The sequence below is a fragment of the Pseudomonas sp. CCI4.2 genome, from assembly GCF_034350045.1.
Taxonomy (GTDB): domain Bacteria; phylum Pseudomonadota; class Gammaproteobacteria; order Pseudomonadales; family Pseudomonadaceae; genus Aquipseudomonas.
Genome location: NZ_CP133781.1, coordinates 2,111,939 through 2,133,755, shown reverse-complemented (window position 1 = coordinate 2,133,755; position 21,817 = coordinate 2,111,939). Strand labels below are relative to the sequence as shown.

Annotated in this window: 21 protein-coding genes; 9 read left to right on the top strand and 12 right to left on the bottom strand. The window is 57.2% G+C overall.

What is annotated here, in order from left to right:
• Positions 1-261: 261 nt before the first annotated feature.
• From RHM65_RS09640 to lnt, 4 genes are read left to right on the top strand one after another with little or no spacing between them, the layout of a single operon-like run.
• On the top strand, positions 262-1,281 hold the full coding sequence (locus RHM65_RS09640; protein ID WP_322166192.1) for a PhoH family protein: 1,020 nt from the start codon (positions 262-264) through the stop codon (positions 1,279-1,281).
• Positions 1,274-1,774 carry an rRNA maturation RNase YbeY gene (gene ybeY, locus RHM65_RS09635; RefSeq protein ID WP_322166193.1) on the top strand — a complete coding sequence of 167 codons (501 nt, stop codon included), beginning with the start codon at positions 1,274-1,276 and terminating at the stop codon, positions 1,772-1,774. Before RHM65_RS09640 ends, ybeY begins: the two co-directional genes overlap by 8 nt.
• Before the next feature lie 5 nt (positions 1,775-1,779).
• Positions 1,780-2,622, top strand: a complete 843-nt coding sequence (locus RHM65_RS09630) for an HlyC/CorC family transporter (RefSeq protein WP_322166194.1) — start codon at positions 1,780-1,782, stop codon at positions 2,620-2,622.
• A 17-nt stretch (positions 2,623-2,639) separates the two neighbouring features.
• Entirely contained in the window at positions 2,640-4,154 is a 1,515-nt protein-coding gene (lnt, locus tag RHM65_RS09625; protein ID WP_322166195.1) for an apolipoprotein N-acyltransferase, read from the top strand.
• A 279-nt stretch (positions 4,155-4,433) separates the two neighbouring features.
• Here the strand turns inward: lnt and RHM65_RS09620 are convergent, their stop codons facing one another.
• Both RHM65_RS09620 and RHM65_RS09615 read right to left on the bottom strand, forming a co-directional pair.
• Complete coding sequence (locus RHM65_RS09620; RefSeq protein ID WP_322166196.1) at positions 4,434-5,201, bottom strand: YdcF family protein; 768 nt, start codon at positions 5,199-5,201, stop codon at positions 4,434-4,436.
• A 113-nt stretch (positions 5,202-5,314) separates the two neighbouring features.
• Positions 5,315-5,683: a hypothetical protein gene (locus RHM65_RS09615; RefSeq protein WP_322166197.1), complete on the bottom strand. Its 369-nt coding sequence runs from the start codon at positions 5,681-5,683 to the stop codon at positions 5,315-5,317.
• Positions 5,684-5,933: 250 nt separating this feature from the next.
• Between RHM65_RS09615 and leuS the strand changes: the two genes are divergently transcribed.
• The 5 genes from leuS (at position 5,934) to RHM65_RS09590 (ending at position 12,223) form a co-directional block, all read left to right on the top strand.
• A complete protein-coding gene (gene leuS, locus RHM65_RS09610; protein ID WP_322166198.1) occupies positions 5,934-8,540 on the top strand; it encodes a leucine--tRNA ligase in 2,607 nt (868 codons plus the stop codon).
• Positions 8,541-8,630: 90 nt separating this feature from the next.
• Complete coding sequence (gene lptE / locus RHM65_RS09605; protein WP_322166199.1) at positions 8,631-9,236, top strand: LPS assembly lipoprotein LptE; 606 nt, start codon at positions 8,631-8,633, stop codon at positions 9,234-9,236.
• A gap of 42 nt (positions 9,237-9,278) precedes the next feature.
• On the top strand, positions 9,279-10,316 hold the full coding sequence (gene holA, locus RHM65_RS09600; RefSeq protein WP_322166200.1) for a DNA polymerase III subunit delta: 1,038 nt from the start codon (positions 9,279-9,281) through the stop codon (positions 10,314-10,316).
• 339 nt (positions 10,317-10,655) lie between these two features.
• A complete protein-coding gene (arfA, locus tag RHM65_RS09595; protein ID WP_297837457.1) occupies positions 10,656-10,811 on the top strand; it encodes an alternative ribosome rescue factor ArfA in 156 nt (51 codons plus the stop codon).
• An 83-nt stretch (positions 10,812-10,894) separates the two neighbouring features.
• Positions 10,895-12,223 (top strand): lytic murein transglycosylase, encoded by a 1,329-nt coding sequence (locus tag RHM65_RS09590; RefSeq protein WP_322166201.1) that lies wholly within the window; start codon positions 10,895-10,897, stop codon positions 12,221-12,223.
• Between the two features lie 137 nt (positions 12,224-12,360).
• Here the strand turns inward: RHM65_RS09590 and lipA are convergent, their stop codons facing one another.
• The 10 genes from lipA to rsfS all read right to left on the bottom strand — a co-directional run bounded on the left by lipA (position 12,361) and on the right by rsfS (position 21,749).
• Positions 12,361-13,392, bottom strand: a complete 1,032-nt coding sequence (lipA, locus tag RHM65_RS09585) for a lipoyl synthase (RefSeq protein WP_322166202.1) — start codon at positions 13,390-13,392, stop codon at positions 12,361-12,363.
• Between the two features lies 1 nt (position 13,393).
• Entirely contained in the window at positions 13,394-14,041 is a 648-nt protein-coding gene (lipB, locus tag RHM65_RS09580; protein WP_322166204.1) for a lipoyl(octanoyl) transferase LipB, read from the bottom strand.
• Entirely contained in the window at positions 14,041-14,322 is a 282-nt protein-coding gene (locus RHM65_RS09575; RefSeq protein WP_322166205.1) for a DUF493 domain-containing protein, read from the bottom strand. The genes lipB and RHM65_RS09575 overlap by 1 nt, the downstream gene beginning before the upstream one ends.
• Positions 14,323-14,400: 78 nt before the next feature.
• Positions 14,401-15,561 carry a D-alanyl-D-alanine carboxypeptidase family protein gene (locus RHM65_RS09570; RefSeq protein WP_322166206.1) on the bottom strand — a complete coding sequence of 387 codons (1,161 nt, stop codon included), beginning with the start codon at positions 15,559-15,561 and terminating at the stop codon, positions 14,401-14,403.
• Positions 15,562-15,779: 218 nt separating this feature from the next.
• Positions 15,780-16,790, bottom strand: a complete 1,011-nt coding sequence (locus RHM65_RS09565) for a septal ring lytic transglycosylase RlpA family protein (RefSeq protein WP_322184805.1) — start codon at positions 16,788-16,790, stop codon at positions 15,780-15,782.
• Positions 16,790-17,800, bottom strand: a complete 1,011-nt coding sequence (mltB, locus tag RHM65_RS09560) for a lytic murein transglycosylase B (protein ID WP_322166207.1) — start codon at positions 17,798-17,800, stop codon at positions 16,790-16,792. Before mltB ends, RHM65_RS09565 begins: the two co-directional genes overlap by 1 nt.
• Positions 17,801-17,817: 17 nt before the next feature.
• On the bottom strand, positions 17,818-18,921 hold the full coding sequence (rodA, locus tag RHM65_RS09555; protein WP_322171169.1) for a rod shape-determining protein RodA: 1,104 nt from the start codon (positions 18,919-18,921) through the stop codon (positions 17,818-17,820).
• Between the two features lie 31 nt (positions 18,922-18,952).
• Complete coding sequence (gene mrdA, locus RHM65_RS09550; RefSeq protein ID WP_322166208.1) at positions 18,953-20,848, bottom strand: penicillin-binding protein 2; 1,896 nt, start codon at positions 20,846-20,848, stop codon at positions 18,953-18,955.
• Positions 20,849-20,861: 13 nt separating this feature from the next.
• On the bottom strand, positions 20,862-21,329 hold the full coding sequence (gene rlmH, locus RHM65_RS09545; protein ID WP_322166209.1) for a 23S rRNA (pseudouridine(1915)-N(3))-methyltransferase RlmH: 468 nt from the start codon (positions 21,327-21,329) through the stop codon (positions 20,862-20,864).
• 9 nt (positions 21,330-21,338) lie between these two features.
• A complete protein-coding gene (gene rsfS / locus RHM65_RS09540; protein ID WP_322171172.1) occupies positions 21,339-21,749 on the bottom strand; it encodes a ribosome silencing factor in 411 nt (136 codons plus the stop codon).
• Positions 21,750-21,817: the final 68 nt, after the last annotated feature.

Below are 21,817 nucleotides of genomic sequence, written 5' to 3'. Positions count from 1 at the left end.
GCCGCAAAGACCGCCGCAGAAGGTTGGTTCCCACAGGTTTAGGATCAGTTCAAAACCTGTGGGAGTCGGCTTGCCGACGAAGGCAGCGGGTCAGGCCCTGAAGATGCTAACCGAGATTGCCCCTTCGCAGGTTCAAGCCTGCTCCCACAGATTTAATATCAGCTCAAAGCAAGACCATTAGTAAGTGAAGGCTTTCGCCCACCGAGCGCTGGGGTTATCCTTCAACCCATCTTCATTGCCGTAGGGCGGCTAAAAACGACCTTGAACGCTCCCATCGAACCACATCGTTTTATCCTCGAGCCTTTTGAGGCCCACCGATTCGCAAATCTTTGCGGGCAACTCGACGAGCATTTACGCTTGATCGAGCAACGTCTGGACATCGAAATCCGCAACCGCGGCAATCAATTCGAACTGATTGGCGAACCCAAGCACACCACTTCGGCTGAAAACCTGCTGCGACGCCTGTACCGGGAAACCAAAGGTACCGAGCTGTCACCCGACATGGTTCACCTGTTCCTTCAGGAATCGGGTGTCGAAGAACTGGACAACCACCCTGCTGCCGAAGTCGGCGTAGCGTTGCGCACCAAAAAGGGCATGATTCGCCCGCGCGGCCTGAATCAGCAGCGATACGTCAAAGAAATTCTCGCCAACGACATCAACTTCGGCATCGGCCCTGCGGGTACCGGCAAGACCTACCTTGCTGTCGCCTGTGCCGTGGATGCGCTTGAGCGCGAACAGATCCGCCATATCTTACTGGTGCGTCCGGCGGTCGAAGCGGGCGAAAAGCTCGGCTTCCTGCCCGGCGACCTGGCACAAAAGATCGACCCGTACCTGCGCCCGCTGTATGACGCCCTGTATGAAATGCTCGGCTTTGAATACGTCGCCAAGCTTATGGAGCGTCAAGTGATTGAGGTTGCACCGCTGGCGTACATGCGCGGCCGGACCCTCAATAACAGCTTCATCATTCTCGACGAAAGCCAGAACACCACCGTCGAACAAATGAAGATGTTTCTGACCCGCATCGGTTTCGGCTCCACGGCCGTCATCACGGGCGACATCACCCAGGTTGACCTGCCCAAAGGCACAAAGTCAGGCCTGAACCATGTGATGGAAGTCTTGAAAGACGTACCGGGTATCACCTTCACGCACTTCAAGCCCAAGGATGTGGTGCGTCACCCGCTGGTACAGCGCATTGTCGAAGCTTACGAGCGCTACGAGAATCGTGCTAACGACGAAACCATAAGTTCCTCTTCCAGCAGGGATAACCGCCGCGATGGTTGAGCTGGACTTACAACTCGCGACCGAAGCGACAGTCCCAAACGAAGCCCAGTTCCGCCAATGGTGTGAACTTGCGTTGCGTCAACGCACTGCTGATTCAGAGCTGACCATCCGCTTGGTCGACGATGCTGAAGCCCGTGAACTCAATAACACTTGGCGACACAAGGACTACGCAACCAACGTACTGTCCTTCCCCGCCGACGTACCCGATGAGTTTCTCGATATTCCGCTGCTCGGCGACCTGGTGATTTGCGTGGCCGTTGTGGCCCGCGAGGCGACTGAACAGGGCAAGATTCTGGATGCGCATTGGGCGCACCTCGTCATTCACGGCTGTCTGCATTTGCTCGGCTATGACCATATCGACGATGCAGAAGCCGAAGAAATGGAAGCACTGGAACGAACGTTGCTTGAAGAATTGGGCTATCCCGATCCTTACGCTGACGACGAAACCGCTGACCATCACTTTCCAGAGACCACCAGCAAGGACCACGAGTAAGGGCTATGAGCGAAGACCGATCGAGCAACGGGCAAAAGTCATGGCTGGGGAAACTCACCCAGGCCTTTGCCCACGAGCCGAAAAACCGCCAGGAGCTGCTTGAGCTGCTGCGCGAGGCCCATCAAAACAAGTTGCTGGACAGCGAAGCGCTGGCCATCGTCGAGGGCGCCATTCAGGTGGCTGACCTGCAAGTACGGGACATTATGGTCCCGCGTTCGCAGATGATCAGCATCAGGGCCACGCAAACCCCTCGCGAATTCCTGCCCGCCGTCATCGACTCAGCGCACTCGCGCTACCCGGTGATTGGTGAGAGCCACGACGATGTGCTCGGCGTGCTGCTGGCCAAGGATTTGCTGCCGCTGATCCTCAAGGAAGACGGTGACAAGGACAGCATCAAGAACCTGCTGCGCCCGGCCACCTTCGTGCCCGAATCCAAGCGTCTGAACGTGCTGCTGCGCGAATTTCGCGCCAACCACAACCACATGGCCATCGTCATCGACGAATACGGCGGCGTGGCGGGTTTGGTGACCATCGAAGACGTGCTGGAGCAGATCGTTGGCGATATCGAAGACGAGCATGACGTCGAGGAAGACAGCTACATCAAACCGCTGCCCAGCGGCGACTTCCTGGTCAAGGCACTGACCCCGATCGACAGTTTCAACGAGTTCTTCGACAGCGAGTTTTCGGACGACGAGTTCGACACCGTTGGTGGCTTGGTGATGAGTGCGTTTGGTCACTTGCCCAAGCGCAACGAAACCACTGAAATTGGCGCGTACCGTTTCCGCATTCTCAATGCCGACAGCCGTCGTATTCACTTACTGCGCCTGAGCCCGATCTCGCGGGCCTAAGCCCCTAAGGAAATACCATGCACTGGATCACCCGACCCGGCTGGCCCGGCAACCTGCTGGCCATGGTGGCTGGCGCGCTGACCACCCTGGCCCTGGCTCCATTTGATGTCTGGCCACTGGCGATTGTGTCGTTGGTCGTTCTCTATCTGGGTTTGCGTGAACTCAGCCCCCGCCAGGCCTTGGGCCGTGGCTGGTGCTATGGCTTCGGTCTGTTCGGTGCGGGCACCAGTTGGATTTACGTCAGCATTCATACCTACGGTGGCGCTTCGGTGCTGCTCGCAGGCCTTTTAATGCTGGGCTTCATCGCCGCGATTGCCTGGTTCTTCGCCCTGCCGACCTGGATCTGGGCGCGCTGGATTCGACGCAATAACGCACCGCTGACCGACGCTTTGGCGTTTGCCGGCGTGTGGCTGGCGCAAGAAGCGTTTCGCGGCTGGTTTTTGACCGGCTTCCCTTGGCTTTACTCCGGCTACAGCCAACTCGACGGCCCTTTGTCGGGGCTCGCGCCCATCGGTGGCATGTGGCTGATCTCCTTTACCCTGGCCCTGACCGCCGCTTTGCTGTGCAATCTGCCACAGCTTCGAGCGAATAAGTCCGCGCTGAGTATTGGCGTTTTGCTGTTGGTCGCACCTTGGGTGCTGAGTCTGTCGCTTAAAACCTACGAATGGACGTCTCCGGCAGGCCCACCGCTTAGCGTTGCCGCGATTCAGGGCAACGTTGAACAAAGCATGAAATGGGACCCGGCGCAGCTCAACGCGCAATTGGCGCTTTACCGGGACATGACCTTTACCAGTAAACGTGCTGACTTGATCGTCTGGCCAGAAACCGCGATCCCGATCCTCAAAGAGTCGGCGGAAGGCTATTTGACGATGCTCGGCAAGTTCGCGGCGGATCGCAACTCGGCGCTGATTACCGGTGTACCGATTCGCCAACAAGGCGGCCGTGGCGAGTACCGTTACTACAACGGCATTACCGTGGTCGGTGAAGGCGATGGCACTTACTTGAAACAGAAGCTGGTGCCGTTTGGTGAGTACGTTCCACTGCAAGACCTGCTGCGTGGGCTGATCAGCTTCTTCAACCTGCCCATGTCGGACTTTGCCCGTGGACCGAGCGACCAGGCGTTACTGCAGGCCAAGGGTTATCAAATCGCACCGTTCATCTGCTACGAAGTGGTTTACCCGGAGTTTGCCGCCGGCCTCGCCGCGAGAAGTGAACTACTGCTGACGGTGAGCAACGACACTTGGTTCGGCACGTCAATCGGCCCATTGCAGCATTTGCAAATGGCAAAAATGCGCGCACTTGAAGCCGGTCGTTGGATGATCCGCGCCACCAACAACGGAGTGAGTGGCCTGATCAACCCGTTTGGCAAGATGGTCGTGACGATTCCTCAATTCCAGAAAGGCGTGCTGTACGGCGACGTGGTACCGATGCAAGACCTCACCCCTTACTTGCGCTGGCGTTCATGGCCGTTGACGATTCTGTCGATTGTGCTGGTGGGCTGGGCGCTGGTGGCACGACGGATGAAACGGTAACCAAGGGTTCTGCGTTCTGTGGGAGCGAACAAGTTCGCTCTCAAAAAATACCGCATAACTTTTGAATTCAGGAGAAAATTAGCAAGGACTGCCGAGGTTACTCTGTGGGAGTTGGCTTGCCAACGAAAGCGTCATTGTAGGCGACCCAGGTTTCAAGTCGACATCATCTGCGCGATGACGGCCTCTTCGCAGGCAAGCCTGCTCCCACAGAATGTACTACGGCAGGAGCCTTTTGGCGTCGAAGATGTGGCGGCAGCTCCCACATAAATTCACAGCTACCTACAGCGACCGATAAAACATCGGATACGCCAACAACCCCACCGCTTCATTGAGCAACTGCCCGCTTTGCCATACAGCTTTGCTCTCAGGCAACCAGCCGTTGAATGGCCGGGCGTTGTCGACGCCCAGGAACCCTACAGGCGCTGCAACCACGGTAAATCCTGCCTTCTCGAAGCTCCATCGTGCGCGTTGCATGTGCCAGGCTTGAGTCACTAACACCACCCGCTTGATGCCTTGGGGCTGCAATATCGCAGCGGTCATCGTGGCGTTTTCCCAAGTGGTTCGGCTGAGCCCTTCTTGCCAACGCACCGTCACGCCAAAATCGCTTTGCAACGAATCCGCCATGATCGCCGCCTCACTCGGCGGCTGACCATAATGCAGCCCGCCCGTGGTCAAAATCGGCAAACCTGAATCTTTGGATAACCGCGCCGCAAAGCGCATGCGCTCCAGTGCAACGCCAGTGGGGATGTCGGTGCCCCACGTCGGATCTTTGCGTTCGCGGCCGGAGCCCAAGACCACAATCGCATCAGCCTGCCGGGCAAGCGTCGACCATTGGCTTTGTTGCAGGGGCGGATCGTGTTCAATACCCCGCGCAGCCCACTCCACCGCAATCGGTAAACTCATGACCCACAACCCGACGAAGCCAATGAAAAAGCATGCGCCAGCCAGCCGAGGCCGTGAGCGGCGTAACCACCAGGCAAGCAAAAGCACCAGCAGAAGGATGCCAGGAGGCAGCAATAATTGTTTGATCAAATAGCGGATAGGCATCGAGCATCTCCAAAGATGCCCGAAGCCTAGAAGGATTGACGTTAAGCAACAATAATTTTGACGCAGACCGCAGCCTGCTTAGATAACGTGAAGCGATTTTTTTGCATCTTGCATCATCTGAAATATAACGACTTGCCCCGCATTGACGCTTTGCTGCGTTTATGATCTTCGAGCCATATGACCTTGGCTGAACGCCTCGGCGCCGAAGCAGGTCCGTCAACCGCCTTCGCAAAGCAAGCGTCCTTGGTCATACCCTCAGTTTTAAACCCAAAGACTTCTGTTTTTAAATCCAAAGTGCCCTTGTCCAGATAAGCCTCAATCAATTCAAATTCCGCAGGGCTCAACCCTCGCAATTCCAGTTCTGTAGGTGTTTCATGGCGAAGTCGAACTGCCGTTTTCGCCACATCCAAGGCAAGCCCAATACGATTGATCAAGCGTTCGTAAAGCTCAGGTTTTACAGCGGGTCGCTGCGACTCTGCCATCCGTTCACCTCATCGAAGTTAAAACATACTCCCCTGTCGATTAGCTTAGCGTTGCTGTCCAAATCAGCCGGATGCAGCGACCAACGGCCTGCAACAACGCTTAACAAGCAATCAGGGTTTCCCTCGATAGTGAGCGCTCATGTATGCTACGGCGCTTCCTTAAATTCCACTTCCCGCTCGACTGAGCACAATCTGACTCAGCGGTGCAATGAAGAGGATGAGGTCACCACTTCTTTAGTAAAAAGTAGCCATGCACGAACTCTATCAGCCCCGCGAAATCGAAGCCGCCGCCCAAACATTTTGGGACGAGCAAAAATCCTTTGAAGTCAGTGAACAGCCAGGCAAAGAGACTTTCTATTGCCTATCCATGTTCCCTTACCCCAGCGGCAAGCTGCACATGGGCCATGTGCGCAACTACACCATCGGCGACGTAATCGCCCGCTATCAGCGCATGCAAGGCAAAAGCGTCCTGCAACCCATGGGTTGGGATGCGTTCGGGATGCCGGCAGAAAACGCCGCGATGAAAAACAACGTCGCTCCGGCCAAGTGGACCTACGAAAACATCGCCTACATGAAAACCCAGCTCCGCAGCTTGGGTCTTGGTGTTGACTGGTCCCGTGAAATCACCACCTGCAAACCCGATTACTACCGCTGGGAACAATGGCTGTTCACTCGCCTGTTCCAAAAAGGCGTGATCTACCGCAAAAACGGTACGGTGAACTGGGATCCGGTTGATCAGACCGTATTGGCCAACGAACAAGTCATCGACGGTCGCGGCTGGCGTTCCGGCGCCATCATCGAAAAGCGCGAAATCCCGATGTATTACTTCAAGATCACTGCCTACGCAGATGAGCTGTTGTCGGGACTCGATGAATTGCCAGGCTGGCCTGAGCAAGTCAAAACCATGCAACGCAACTGGATTGGTAAATCCCGTGGCATGGAAGTGCAGTTTCCGTACGACCAGGCTTCCATTGGTGAAGCGGGCGCGCTGAAAGTATTTACGACCCGTCCAGACACCTTGATGGGCGCGACCTACGTGGCCGTCGCAGCGGAACACCCGCTGGCGACCCTGGCCGCAAAGGGTAACCCCGAACTGCAAGCCTTTATTCACGAATGCAAAAGCGGCAGCGTCGCCGAAGCAGACATCGCTACCCAAGCGAAAAAAGGCCTGCCCACCGCACTTTTCGTGGAGCACCCATTGACGGGCGAGAAGTTGCCAGTGTGGGTCGCCAACTACGTGTTGATGCATTATGGCGACGGCGCCGTGATGGCAGTCCCCGCTCACGACGAGCGCGATTTCGAATTTGCTACCCAGTACAACCTTCCGATCAAGGCCGTTGTACGCACCAGTGCTGGCGACGAAACGCTCTCGCAGTGGCAGGCCGCTTATGGCGAACACGGCACGCTGATCAACTCCGGCATCTATGACGGGCTGGAATTTCAAGCCGCGTTCGATGCCATCGAAGCTGATTTGCTGAAAAAGCAACTGGGTCAGTCACGCACGCAGTTCCGCTTGCGCGATTGGGGCATCAGCCGTCAGCGTTATTGGGGCTGCCCGATCCCGATCGTGCATTGCGACACCTGCGGTGACGTGCCGGTCCCGGAAGACCAATTGCCGGTTGTGCTGCCCGAAGACGTCGTTCCCGATGGTGCCGGCTCACCGCTGGCTCGCATGCCATCGTTCTATGAGTGCAGTTGCCCTACATGCGGCGCCCCGGCCAAGCGCGAAACCGACACCATGGACACCTTCGTCGAGTCCTCGTGGTACTTCGCACGCTACGCCTCGCCTCACTACGAAGGCGGTATGGTTGACCCGAAAGCAGCGAACCACTGGCTGCCAGTGGATCAATACATCGGCGGCATCGAACACGCGATCCTGCACCTGCTCTACGCGCGTTTCTTCCACAAACTGATGCGCGACGAAGGTCTGGTCACCTCCAACGAGCCATTCAAGAACCTTCTGACTCAAGGCATGGTCATCGCCGACACGTATTACCGCCTTGAAGCAAATGGCAGCAAGACGTGGTACAACCCGGCCGACGTCGAGCTTGAACGCGACAGTAAAGCCAAAGTGATCGGCGCTAAATTGATCAGCGACGGTCTGCCGGTCGAGATCGGCGGCATCGAGAAAATGGCCAAGTCGAAGAACAACGGCGTTGACCCGCAATCGATGATCGACCAATACGGCGCTGATACCTGCCGCCTGTTCATGATGTTTGCGTCGCCGCCGGACATGAGCCTGGAATGGTCGGACTCGGGCGTCGAAGGTTCACACCGCTTTCTGCGTCGCGTCTGGCGCCTGTCCCATGCCCACGTCACCTTGGGCCTGACTCCCAAGCTCAACGTCGCGGGCTTGAATGACGAACAGAAAGCCGTCCGCCGTGCGATCCACCTGGCGATCAAAAACGCCAGCCAAGACGTCGGTCAACACCATAAATTCAACACCGCCATCGCTCAAGTCATGACGCTGATGAACGTATTGGAAAAAGCTGCCCAGGTAACCCCGCAGGACCGTGCGCTGCTTCAGGAAGGTCTGGAAACTGTCGCGCTGCTGCTGGCACCCATCACCCCGCACATCAGCCATGAACTGTGGAGCCGGTTGGGTCACAGCGATGCCATCATCGATGCCGGCTGGCCGGTGCTGGACAAGACCGCGCTGGTACAAGACAGCCTCGTGCTGGTGATTCAGGTGAACGGCAAACTGCGCGGACAGATTGAAATGCCCGCCAGCGCTACCCGTGAAGAGGTTGAAGCCGTGGCAAGAGTCAATGAAAACGTGCTGCGCTTCACCGACGGCCTGACGATCCGCAAAGTGATCGTGGTCCCCGGCAAGCTGGTTAACATCGTCGCAAGCTAATTGGGTCACGCGCCCGGTATTGACCGGGCGTCGAACAGCATTTCCAGGGGACGCAACGTCGGCCCAAACGGATTCAAGGGGAGCATCAATATGATCAAACGCAATTTGCTGGTGATGGGTCTCGCCGTATTGCTGAGCGCCTGTGGTTTCCAGCTGCGTGGTACTGGCACCACTGAACTGACCATCAAGGAACTTGATGTCAGCGCCCGTGACGCCTACGGTCCAACGGTTGTCCAGTTGACCCAAATGCTGAAAAACAGTGGGGTCAATGTGCATCAGGGCGCTGAGTACAAGCTGGTTCTGGTCAGTGAAGGCGAAGTTTCACGCGCCGCCAGCTACAACGGTTCGTCGCGTTCAGCCGAGTATGAGCTGACGGATACCGTCAACTACGAAATCCGCGGTTCGCGCAGTCTGCTGTTGCTCGAAGACAAGGTACAGGTTCAGAAAATCTACGTTCAGGACAGCAACAACTTGATGGGTTCCGATCAGGAAGCTGCGCAAGTTCGTAAAGAAATGCGTGCTCAACTGGTCCAGAACCTGGTCATGCGTCTGCAACTGCTGACTCCGGCACAACTGGATAAACTGCAATCGACCGCAGAAGCCAAGGCCCAGGCCGAAGCAGACGCTCTGGAAGCTGCACAGCGGATCGAGAACGAGACGCCTCGTCAGTCACCGATTGAAATACCCACCAAGTAAGTGCTCAGGGGCCAGCCCGCTGGCCCCTGCATTCCCTGACCTATGAAACTGATCCCCGCCCAACTCGCTAAACACCTTCAGAGCAGCTTGTCGCCCGTGTACGTTGTCAGCGGCGACGATCCGCTGCTGTGCCAGGAAGCAGCGGACGCTATCCGTGCAACCGCGCGCCAGCAAGGTTTCGACGAACGCCAAGTCTTCAGCGCGGACGCCAATTTCGATTGGGGCACGCTGTTACAGGCCGGTGCCAGCATGTCGCTGTTTGCGGAAAAACGTCTGCTGGAGCTGCGATTGCCGTCGGGAAAACCCGGCGACAAGGGCGCTGCGGCGTTCATCGAATACTGCTCTCGCCCTCCCGAAAACACGTTGCTGCTTATCAGCTTGCCGAAACTCGACGGCAGCGCGCAGAAAACCAAATGGGGTAAGGCGCTGATTGAAGGACCACACACTCAGTTTCTGCAAATATGGCCCGTGGACACGAGCCAATTTCCACAATGGATTCGGCAGCGCTTGTCACAAGCCGGGCTGTCTGCCAGCCACGACGCCGTTGAACTTATAGCCGCCAGGGTCGAAGGCAATCTCCTCGCCGCAGCCCAGGAGATAGAAAAACTCAAGCTGATGGCCGAGGGTGGCCAGATCACCGTCGAAACCGTGCAGGGCGCCGTCGCCGACAGCGCACGGTTCGATGTTTTCGGTTTGACCGACGCGGTGCTCAATGGCGAGGCGGCCCACACAGTGCGCATGCTCGAAGGCCTGCGTGGCGAAGGGATTGAGCCGCCTGTGATTCTGTGGGCGCTGGCTCGTGAGCTTCGGGTATTGGCTAATCTGGCCTTACAGTTCAGCCAGGGCATCCCACTGGACAAAGCGTTCAGCCAAGCGCGACCGCCCATCTGGGACAAACGCAAACCGCTGATGAGCAAAGCATTGCAACGGCACTCCGCACAACGCTGGAGCCAACTGCTGATGGATGCGCAGCGCATCGACGCGCAGATCAAAGGCCAGGCAGCAGGTTCGCCCTGGAGCAGCTTGACTCGGCTGGCACTGTTGATGGCCGGACAACGGTTGAGCTTGCCGGCAGAATAGCCAGAGACATTATCTCGTTTGCAATTTCTATAGGAGGGTCCGCCACGTCTTCGACTCCGCGCTGTCTCGCGCAGCAAACTGGGTGGCACTTTGTATGGTTTGAGGTTGCAGGGTGTCAGGACTGAAGCCTTCCCGAATAAATTCGGTCCCACAGATGTGGCGATGCACACATTCTGTAGTAGCTGCCGAAGGCTGCGATAGGTCCGAAGGACCTTCGCCAACAAGTTGGCTCTTACAGCAATACCGCGAAACATCCGATAGGACACTTCTATTAGACACACCCCACGCTCTGCCCGATGATTCACATCGTTTCATCCCCCCCAGAAGAGAGCACTCGCCATGAGCAAGCCAAAACGGCCGAACAAGGCCAAATCCATTGTGGCCCAGCCATTATTCCGCAGTCGCCAGGAACCCGCTGGCAAGGGCAAAGGCAGCTACCGCCGCGAAGCCTTCCAGTCTAAAAGCTGGGAGGCTTCTTACTTTCTGGCGGCTTAAAAACATCCCAACACCTCCCAAGGCCCCGTACGCCGGGCAAGCATGATAAGGTTTGTGTCTGTTGAAACACCTTGGACCTGAGCATGCCCTTTAGCTTTTCCCGTCGGTTGCATTTTCGCCAACTGATGACCGTATCCAGCTTCATCCTGTTAGTTGCCTGCGCAGAAAAACCTACTGCTGCCGATGCCAGGCCTCTTCAAATTGCCAGCGCACCTACGGCTGCGTTGCCCACGACCCCGCCGGGTATCGTGACCGACGCAACAGACTTCGATTTTCAGCCAACTATCAGCTTCAGCGCCTGGGAAGCCGGGTTTCGCGTCGATGCAATAAAAGCCGGCATCAAGCCTGACCTCTTCGATCAAGCCTTCGCGGGTGTGCTGCCGGACATGAGCGTGGTCAAGGCCGATCGAAGCCAGCCCGAGTTCACCCGCCCGGTGTGGGAATACCTCGATGGCGCGGTCTCCGCAGCCCGCGCCCGTAAAGGCCAGGCCTTGCTTGCGCAATACGCCGACGTGCTGCAAGCCATTGAGCAACGCTACGGTGTCGACCGCCAGTCGCTGGTAGCTATTTGGGGCATGGAAAGCAACTTCGGCCAGTTTCAAGGCTCGCAGTACGTGATTCGCTCCTTGGCGACGCTGGCCTACGAAGGTCGCCGCCGTGCATTCGCGCAGGATCAATTGCTGGCGGCCCTGCAAATTCTTCAGCATGGCGACATCCAACCGACCCAGATGCTGGGTTCCTGGGGTGGCGCAATGGGTCAGACGCAGTTTATTCCCACCACCTATAACGCCTATGCCGTGGATTTCGATGGCGATGGCCGCCGTGACATTTGGAATACCCCTGCCGATGCATTAGCGTCGACGGCGCGCTACCTGCAAAGCTCAGGCTGGCAATTTGGTCAGCCGTGGGGTTTCGAAGTGCAGTTGGTTCAAGGCTTCGATTACGCGCTGGCCGATGCTTCGACCCGTAAAACCGTTGCCGAGTGGCAGCACATGGGATTAAAACTGCCAAACGGCGGCGCACTTCCGGCCAATTTGGCGCAGCAACAGGCGGCGCTGTTGTTACCTGCGGGTTATAAAGGTCCGGCGTTTTTGGTACTGGATAACTTCCGTGCGACGCTCAAGTACAACAATTCGTCGTCCTATGCCCTGGCGATTGGCTTGTTGTCTCAACGTTTCAGCGGCGGGGGCTACGTCCTCGGCAGCTGGCCGCGTGGAGATCAGCCTCTAAGCCGCTCTGAGCGCATTGAACTGCAAACCCTGCTCTCGTCTCGTCAGTACGACGCTGGCGCTCCAGACGGCATCATCGGGGCCAATACACGCAAAGCCATTCGCAGCGCGCAGCAGTCGTACGGCTGGCCGGCCGACGGCTACCCGACGCATCAGTTGTTAGACAGTTTGCGCAAGCCGTAACGGCCTCTTCGCGAATAAATTCGCTCCCACGGGAAAACACATATCGCCGGCGGGAGCGAATTCATTCGAAGGGACTTTCTAAAACAAAAAAAAGGGCAGGATATCGCTATCCGGCCCTTTTTATTGACTCGCAACGCTTAGCTCATGGCTTCGACAGCGGTCTTCGCCTGCTTATCGGCATGGTACGACGACCGCACCAGCGGACCTGAAGCAACATTCTTGAAGCCCATCTTGTAGCCTTCTTCGGCAAACCAGGCGAACACGTCCGGGTGCACGAAACGCTGCACCGGCAAGTGGCTGCGTGAAGGCTGCAAGTACTGGCCCAGGGTGAGCATGTCAATATCGTGCTCACGCATGCGCTTCATGACTTCAATGACTTCTTCGTCCGTCTCACCCAGCCCCAGCATTAAGCCGGACTTGGTCGGAACATGAGGCACCAACTGCTTGAATTTCTGCAGCAGGGTCAGCGACCACTGGAAATCCGAGCCCGGACGTGCCGCTTTGTACAAGCGCGGCACGGTTTCCAGGTTGTGGTTGAACACGTCTGGCGGCTCGGCAGCAGTGAGTTCCAACGCGATGTCCATGCGGCCCCGGTAATCCGGGACCAGGGTTTCCAATTGCACGTTCGGCGACAGCAGGCGAATTTCGCGGATGCAGTCAGCAAAGTGCTGGGCGCCGCCGTCGCGCAGGTCATCGCGGTCTACCGAGGTAATCACAACGTACTTGAGACCCAGGTCAGCAATGGCAATGGCGAGGTTTTTCGGTTCGTCAGCGTCTAGCGCTTTCGGACGGCCATGGCCCACGTCGCAGAACGGGCAACGGCGGGTGCAGATGTCACCCATGATCATGAACGTTGCGGTGCCCCCGGAGAAACACTCGCCAAGGTTCGGGCAAGACGCTTCTTCGCAGACGCTGTGAAGTTTGTGCTTACGCAGCAGTTGTTTGACGCGGTCCACTTCCGGGGAAACGGCAATGCGGACCCGAATCCAGTCCGGTTTTTTCGGCAGGTCGACGGTCGGAATGATTTTGACCGGGATGCGTGCAACTTTGTCCGCACCACGAAGTTTTACGCCGGCTTCCACTTTAGGCTTGGCCGTACGCTCACCAATGCTTAGTGTCGGGATCAGTTCTAGCACAGCGCTTTGCGCAGTCTCTGTCGCAGTAGTCATATCAATCGATTCCGCCCGCTAGGGTCGTCTGCTCAGCATAGTCGAGGTGTTTGACGAGCTGCGCGCGCAGCCGGGCACTTACCTCGGCAAATTCAATCGGGCCTGCATGATCGCGCAGCTGGGTCATTGCCAGCCCCGCGTAACCACAGGGATTAATGCGTCGAAACGGCTCAAGGTCCATGTCCACATTTAGCGCCAGGCCGTGGAATGAGAAACCGTTTCGAATACGTAAACCCAAGGAGGCTATTTTCGCTCCATCGACATAGACCCCTGGCGCGTCATTCTTCGCGACTGCCGTGACGTCGTAACTCGACAGCAGGGCGATCAGACTGCGTTCAATCCGGGAAACCAGTTCGCGCACGCCGAAACCTAGGCGCCGCACGTCCAGCATCAGGTAAACCACTAATTGACCGGGGCCATGATAGGTCACTTGGCCACCCCGATCGACCTGAACCACCGGAATATTACCCGGCAGCAATAGGTGCTCGGCTTTGCCCGCCAGACCTTGAGTGAAGATGGGGGGATGTTGCACCAGCCAGACTTCATCGGCTACATCGCGCTCACGGCCTTCGGTAAACCGTTGCATGGCGTGCCAGGTAGGTTCGTAAGCAACCTCCCCTAGTTCACGAAAGCCAAGGCTGCCAGGCATCAGAGCACCATGTGCACGAGACCGGTCGCGCGCAAGGCACTATTGATATCGCGCAGTTGGTCTTCGCCAGTGGCGACGATGTGCAGTTGAACGGTTGTGTATTTACCGTTGCTGCTTTGACGTTCGGCCAGCGTATCCATGTCGAGCGTGGCGTGTTTCGCCAGAATCTCGATCACCAACGCCGTGAAACCCACGCCGGTGTCACCGATCACCTTGATCGGGTAGTCAACGCAGGGAAATACAATCAGGTGCGACTTAACGTCAATTTCAGTATCAGCCATGGCAGTAACGGCCTCGTAAGCTGTTACGAGCGACGGGCACCCACTCTGCAAAGAGCCAGGGCCCGACGGTCGGCAGTATCAGTTAAACAAACCGTAGAAGAACAAACGGATGCTATCCCACACGCGGCGGAAAATTCCACCTTGGTCCACGCCGTCGAGAGCGATCAGGTCAGCGGTATGCACCACTTTGTCGTCCATCTTCACTTCCACTTTACCGATTACGTCGCCCTTGGCGATTGGCGCGACCAGACGTGGGTTCATCGTCATGCTTGCGGCCAGCTTTTTCAATTGGCCTTTAGGCAGTGTCATGGTCAAGTCATCAGCCAGGCCGGCTTTGACCTGATGCTCCGAACCTTTCCAGACCGGTGCCTGAGCCAACTCCACGCCCTTCTGGTAGAAGGTTTGGGTTTCGAAGAAGCGGAAACCGTACGTCAGCAACTTCTGGGTTTCTGCCGCTCGTGCCTGTTCGCTGCTGGTGCCAAACACCACGGCGATCAAACGCATGCCGTCACGGACTGCCGAAGACACCATGCAATAGCCAGCTTCCTCGGTGTGGCCGGTTTTCAGACCGTCAACGGTCTTGTCGCGCCACAGCAGCAGGTTGCGGTTCGGCTGCTTGATGCCGTTCCAGAAGAATTCTTTCTGCGAATAAATCGCATAGTGCGCCGGGTCAACGGTAATGATTGCCCGTGCCAGCAGCGCCATATCGTGGGCCGACGAGTAGTGATCCGGGTTCGGCAAACCCGTCGGGTTCATGAAGTGGCTGTTGACCATGCCCAAGTCACCAGCGGTTTTGTTCATCATGTCGGCGAACGCATCTTCGCTACCGGCGATGTGCTCTGAGAGCGCGACGCTAGCGTCGTTGCCTGACTGAATAATGATGCCGTGCAGCAGATCACTGACGGTGACTTGGCTGCCCACCTTGATGAACATCCGCGAACCACCTGTGCGCCAGGCGTTTTCACTGACTGTCACCGGGTCGTTTTCACCGATTTGGTTACGACGAATTTCCAGGGTCGCGATGTAGGCCGTCATCAATTTGGTCAGGCTCGCCGGCGCCAAACGCTGGTCGCCATTGTTTTCAACCAAAATGTTACCGCTGGAGGCATCCATCAGCACATAGGCCTTGGCGGCCAACTGCGGCGCGGCGGGCGTCATCTGTTCTGACGCCCAGGCGGCAGGTGTGATGATCAGGGGGACAAGCAGGCACAGGCGTTTTGCAAAGGTGGTGATGTTCATCCGTCTCTCGAAATTGCTAATGGGCAAACATGCCCTTGCGGGCAAAGCTGATCTGACCGGATAACGAACGATGCGTTCATCCGGCCTTGAAGCCAGGTTTCATCCATGGCTGACAAAACGGCCTGATACCCAGGCTGAGTTGCTTGTATCGCTTGCTCTATTGGCAAGTCCCCGTCGCAGAAGCAACTGTGCAGCTACCTTGAACAACCAAGGCTAAATCATTGATCCAGTGCGACCACCGTCGGCTGACCCAGATTGGCCGACCTGACATTGGCTTGTAATTGCTGCGCTTCAACCGGCGTGTTCACCGGCCCCATCCGAACCCGATACAGCGTTTGCTGACTGCGTACTATCGAGCTGACGAAGACTGGCGTCCGGACTATCCCGCTCAGTTTCGACCTCAGGAGTTCCGCAGCGTCCGGGTTGGCGAAGGCGCCCACCTGGAGATACAGCCCAGACACTGGTCCGGAAGCGTTTTTTTTTGCATCAATCTGAACGGGCGACACTGCTGCGGCGTGTTGCTGAGGCGGCGGCGTGTACTGCTCGATGGTGCCGGTTGAAGCGGTGAACGCCGGCGCTGCGGCCTGGGCCACGACTTGCGGCTCATCCAACATCAACGGCGCTGGACGTCCACGCTGTGCCCACCACTCTTGCGGATCGATGCCTTCGACCTTGACCCGGGCTGTACCGATTTCAGCGTAACCGAGCTTTTTCGCAGCGGCGTAAGACAGGTCGATAATGCGGTCGGAATAGAACGGCCCACGGTCATTGACCCGCAGGATCACGCTGCGGTTATTGTCGAGGTTGGTCACCCGAACGTAACTGGGCAACGGCAAGGTCTTGTGTGCGGCACTCATGCCGTACAGGTCGTACTTTTCACCATTGGCGGTGTTCTGACCGTGGAATTTGGTGCCATACCAGGACGCCGTCCCGGTAGCGACATAGCGCTTGGAGTCGGTCAACGGGAAATAAGTTTTGCCCAGCACGGTATAGGGGTTGGCCTTGTAAGGCCCGCTGTGCAGGGTCGGCACGGCGTCAGGGATGCGGGAAACGTCAACGTCCCACCATGGCGCGCCGTCTTTGTGCGCACGATTGATGTCCAGACCCGGCCCCGAGGTCACAGCACTATTGTTCTGCGGAGATCGACTGGTCGAACAACTGGCCACCAGAACGGCCAAGGCTGCGAAGGCCATGAACTTCAGTGGTTTGCGAATCGGCATTGCCCGCATTACTTGACGCCCCGTGCTTGGACCAGCAGTTCAGACAGCTGATGCACGGCCATTGCGTACATCACACTGCGGTTGTAGCGCGTGATTGCGTAAAAATTATTCAAACCCATCCAATATTCCGGCCCCTCTGCACCCTCCAGGCGAAAAGCGGTCACCGGCATATCATCGCGCAGCGCATCATGACTCGACCACCCCAAGGCTCGCAACTCCCCAACGGTTTTTACCGGTTCCAGGCCGGGGCTCAAACCGCTGTCAGCCGCATCACCGCGCACGGAAGAAAGGCTGACAACTGGCTCGCCTGCGACCCAGCCGTGGCGTTTGAAATAACTGGCGACACTGCCGATGGCGTCATCGGGATCGGTCCAGATATTGATGTGCCCGTCGCCGTCGAAATCCACGGCGTAGGCGCGAAAACTACTCGGCATGAACTGCGGCAAACCCATTGCCCCAGCGTAAGAACCCTTGAGTGTCAGGGGATCAACTTGCTCCTCACGCGCCAGCAAAAGGAACTCACGCAGCTCCTTGCGAAAGAATTCGGCACGCGGTGGGTAATCGAAACTCAAGGTCGATAAGGCGTCTATCACGCGGTAATTACCGGTGTTGCGGCCGAAAAAGGTTTCGACACCGATGATGGCGACGATTACTTGCGCCGGTACGCCGTAGTCTTGCTCGGCACGCATCAAGGCCGCTTCATGCTGACGCCAAAAATCCACACCGCGTGCAATTCGCGCGTCGGTGATGAACATTGGCCGGTATTCTTTCCACGGTTTGACCCGCTCGGCTGGGCGAGAAATCGCGTCGAGGATGGCCTGTTTACGCTCAGCCTCACGGAACACGGCCATCAGTTGCTCGCCTGCAAAGCCATAATCGCGGGTCATTTCACCGACAAATTCAGCGACCTGGGGCGAGCCTTCGTAATCGCCTGCTTGTGCTTTCAATACCGAGCCAAGGATGCCCACCAGGCCGACCAACGGAGCATATCGAGCCGCCCAGTTACGCATTACTTGCATTGAATTGTTCACCTTAATCAAACCTGTGCGATCCACTTGCGATGTGTATGGATCGACATCAAAACCCCAAACGCCGACAGCAGCGTCACCAGCGAAGTTCCGCCGTAACTAATAAAGGGCAGTGGCACCCCAACAACCGGCATCAGGCCACTGACCATACCGATGTTGACGAAAACGTAAACAAAAAATGTCATCGTCAGGCTGCCTGCCAACAACTTGCCGAACAGTGTTTGCGCCTGAGCGGTGATCACCAGCCCTCTCCCGATCAGCAACAAATAGATCAACAAGAGGGCGCAAATGCCGACCAGGCCGAACTCTTCCCCCAAAACGGCAATGATGAAATCGGTATGGCTCTCCGGCAAAAAATCCAGGTGTGACTGGGTTCCCAGTAACCAGCCCTTACCAAAGACGCCACCCGAGCCAATCGCGGCCTTGGACTGAATGATGTTCCAGCCGGTACCCAGCGGATCACTTTCCGGATCGAGGAAGGTCAGAATTCGTTGCTTTTGATAGTCGTGCATGAAGAAGAACCACATGCCGACGGCCACTGGAACGGCAGCAGCGAACACGCCAATGATCCAGCGCCAGCGCAGACCGGCCATGAACAATACAAACGTACCGGACGCCAGAATCAGCAACGAAGTACCGAGGTCCGGCTGACGCACGATCAGAATGAACGGAAGACCAATCAGTCCCAAGCTCAGGGCCACATGTTTCAAGTGTGGCGGCAGGGTTCGTTTCGCCAAATACCAGGCAATGGTCGCAGGCATAATAATCTTCATGAATTCCGAAGGCTGAAACCGGATAACCCCAGGAATGTTGATCCAGCGGGTCGCGCCCATGGCGTTATGGCCCATGACGTCAACGGCCACCAACAGCAGCATTCCCAACACATAGAGCACGGGAACCCAGCGCGCCATGAAACGCGGTTCGAGCTGAGCGATGGCCACCATCGAGACCAAGCCTATGCCAAACGACGTCGCCTGCTTAATAAGCAGATCCCAATTCTTGCCGCTGGCCGAATACAGCACAAACAAACCACCCGCGCCAATGGTCAGCAACAGAATCAGCAACGGCCCATCGAGGTGGATGCGCTGCAAGAAAGTAGAGCGACGGCGCATCACATCATCACTTGAGAGGATGCGATCAAAATTACTCTTCACTGGCCGCAGCCTCCGCGTTTGAGCTGCTGGCGTACTCAGGCTTGAGTAAACCGTCTGGACCGAGCAACCACGAATCCATGACCTGACGAACCACCGGGGCCGCGATCCCAGAACCGGACTCGCCGTTCTCCACCATCACCGCGACCACTATTTTTGGATTGTCTGCGGGCGCAAAACCCACGAACAAGGCGTGATCGCGGTGACGTTCCTGAACCTTGGTGCGGTCATATTTCTCGCCTTGCTTGATCGCGACCACTTGGGCCGTTCCGCTTTTACCGGCAATCCGGTATTGCGAACCAATTGCCGCTTTGCGGGCGGTACCGCGTGCGCCATGCATGACTTGCTGCATACCGTGGTTCACCTTGGCCCAATCCGACACATCGCGCAGCACGATATCCTGCATTGGGTTTTCATCAGTCGGTGGCACGCCCGCGACGGTTTTCGCCAGATGAGGTCGATTCCACACGCCTTTGTTAGCCACCAACGCAGTGGCTTGTGCCAGTTGCAATGGAGTGGCCTGCATGTAGCCCTGACCGATGCCGAGAATCAATGTTTCACCCGGAAACCACGCTTGGCGCCGCGTTGCTCGCTTCCAGTCGCGTGACGGCATCAGCCCCGGCGACTCTTCGAACATGTCCAGCGAGACTTTTTTTCCGATCCCGAATTTATTCAGATAAGCAGAAAGCCGATCAATTCCGATCTTGTGCGCAAGGTCGTAGAAGTACGTGTCATTGGACCGCATGATCGCCGTGTCCAGATCGACCCAGCCATCACCGGTACGGTTCCAGTTACGGTACTTGTGATCGTAATTGGGCAACTGATAGAAGCCCGGATCGAACACGCGCGTCGAAGCGGTCACCACGCCGCTGTCCAAGCCGGCAATGGCAACCGCAGGCTTGATCGTCGAACCGGGCGGGTACAGGCCGCGCAGAATGCGGTTAAACAGCGGACGGTCAATCGAATCTCGCAACTCAGCGTAGTCTTTGAAGCTGATACCGGTGACAAACGGATTCGGATCGAAGCTCGGCTGACTGACCATCGCCAATACTTCGCCGGTTGCCGGGTCCAGCGCCACCACCGCGCCACGACGGCCACCCAGCGCCGCTTCCGCAGCTTGCTGAAGCTTGATGTCGAGACTCAAGACAATGTCTTTTCCGGGAATCGGATTGGTCCGGTTGAGCACCCGCATAACCCGTCCGCGGGCGTTGGTTTCAACTTCTTCGTAGCCCACCTGCCCGTGCAAGTCAGCCTCGTAGAAACGCTCAATCCCGGTTTTGCCGATGTGGTGAGTCCCGCTGTAGTTGACCGAATCGAGCGCTTTGAGCTCTTTCTCGTTGATCCGTCCCACATACCCCACAGAATGGGCGAAGTGTTCGCCCTCGGGATAATGACGAACCAACTGCGCAACGACCTCAACTCCCGGCAAACGGAATTGATTGACCGCGATCAGGGCGATTTGCTCTTCGCTCAGCTCGAAGAGAATCGGCACCGACTCAAACGGTCGACGCCCCTGCTTCATGCGTTTCTCAAATAACACGCGGTCGTCGGCGGTCAGCGCCAGGATTTCAACGATAGCGTCGAGCACCTGCGCGGCATTGCCAGAACGTTCGCGCGTCATGCTGAGGCTGAAGCTAGGCCGATTATCAGCTACGACGACGCCGTTGCGGTCGAAGATCAGTCCACGGTTCGGCGGAATGGGCTGAACATGCACCCGGTTGTTTTCCGACAGCGTGGAGTGGTAGTCGTATTGAATGACCTGCAGGAAATACAGCCGCGCTATCAGCACACAAACAGCCACCATCACCACCGCAGCCCCGACCACGACCCGGCCGCGCACCATGCGTGCGTCTTTCTCGTGGTCTTTGAGGCGGATCGGCTGGGACATTTAGGCGCGCAGGCTATTTGTGGTAAGGATGCCCGGACAGAACTGTCCAGGCGCGGTACATCTGCTCACCGATAAGGATGCGCACCAAAGGATGTGGCAAGGTTAACGGCGACAGCGACCAGCGCTGCTCGCTACGCGCACAGACTTCCGGCGCCAGCCCTTCAGGGCCGCCAACCATCAGATTGACCGTGCGGGCGTCGAGACGCCAGCGATCGAGTTCGACCGCCAACTGTTCGGTACTCCACGGTTTTCCGTGCACCTCAAGCGTGACAATTCGCTCGCCCGGCTGGACTTTCGCCAGCATGGCCTCGCCTTCCTGGCGAATAAAGCGCGCCACGTCAGCGTTTTTGCCACGGGTGTTGAGCGGAATTTCCACCAGCTCAAGCGCAAGCTCGGACGGCATCCGCTTGGCGTATTCCTGCCAACCTTCTTCCACCCACTTGGGCATGCGCGAACCGACAGCGATCAAACGCAGACGCACGATGATCCCTTATTCTTTGTCGAGGAAAGTCGTCGGGTCGAACGGATTGCCTTCATGGGTGGAATGCAGCGCACGGCTTTGCTCAGCACCGTGCCACAGACGCTCCAGATCATAGAACTGACGAGCGGCGGCGGTCATGACGTGAACGATCACATCACCAAGGTCCAACAGCACCCAATCGCTGTCGCCCTTGCCTTCTTCGCTCAACGATTTGACGCCGGCAGCCTTGCACTTGTCGCGAACGCTGTCGACCAAGGCGTTCAATTGACGGTTCGAGGTACCAGTGGCAATCAGCATGTAATCGGCGATGCTGGTCTTGTCGCGAACGTCAATGGCGAGGATGTCCGTACCCTTGACGTCTTCAAGGGCAGCCGTCGCCAGCTTGATGACTTCTTCGCTAGTCAGCTTCTGTTTCGTCATAGTGTGCTTTGTCATATAAAACTCATTCAGCTCGTATGTGTGGGATGCCGAAACGCGTGTTGAACACA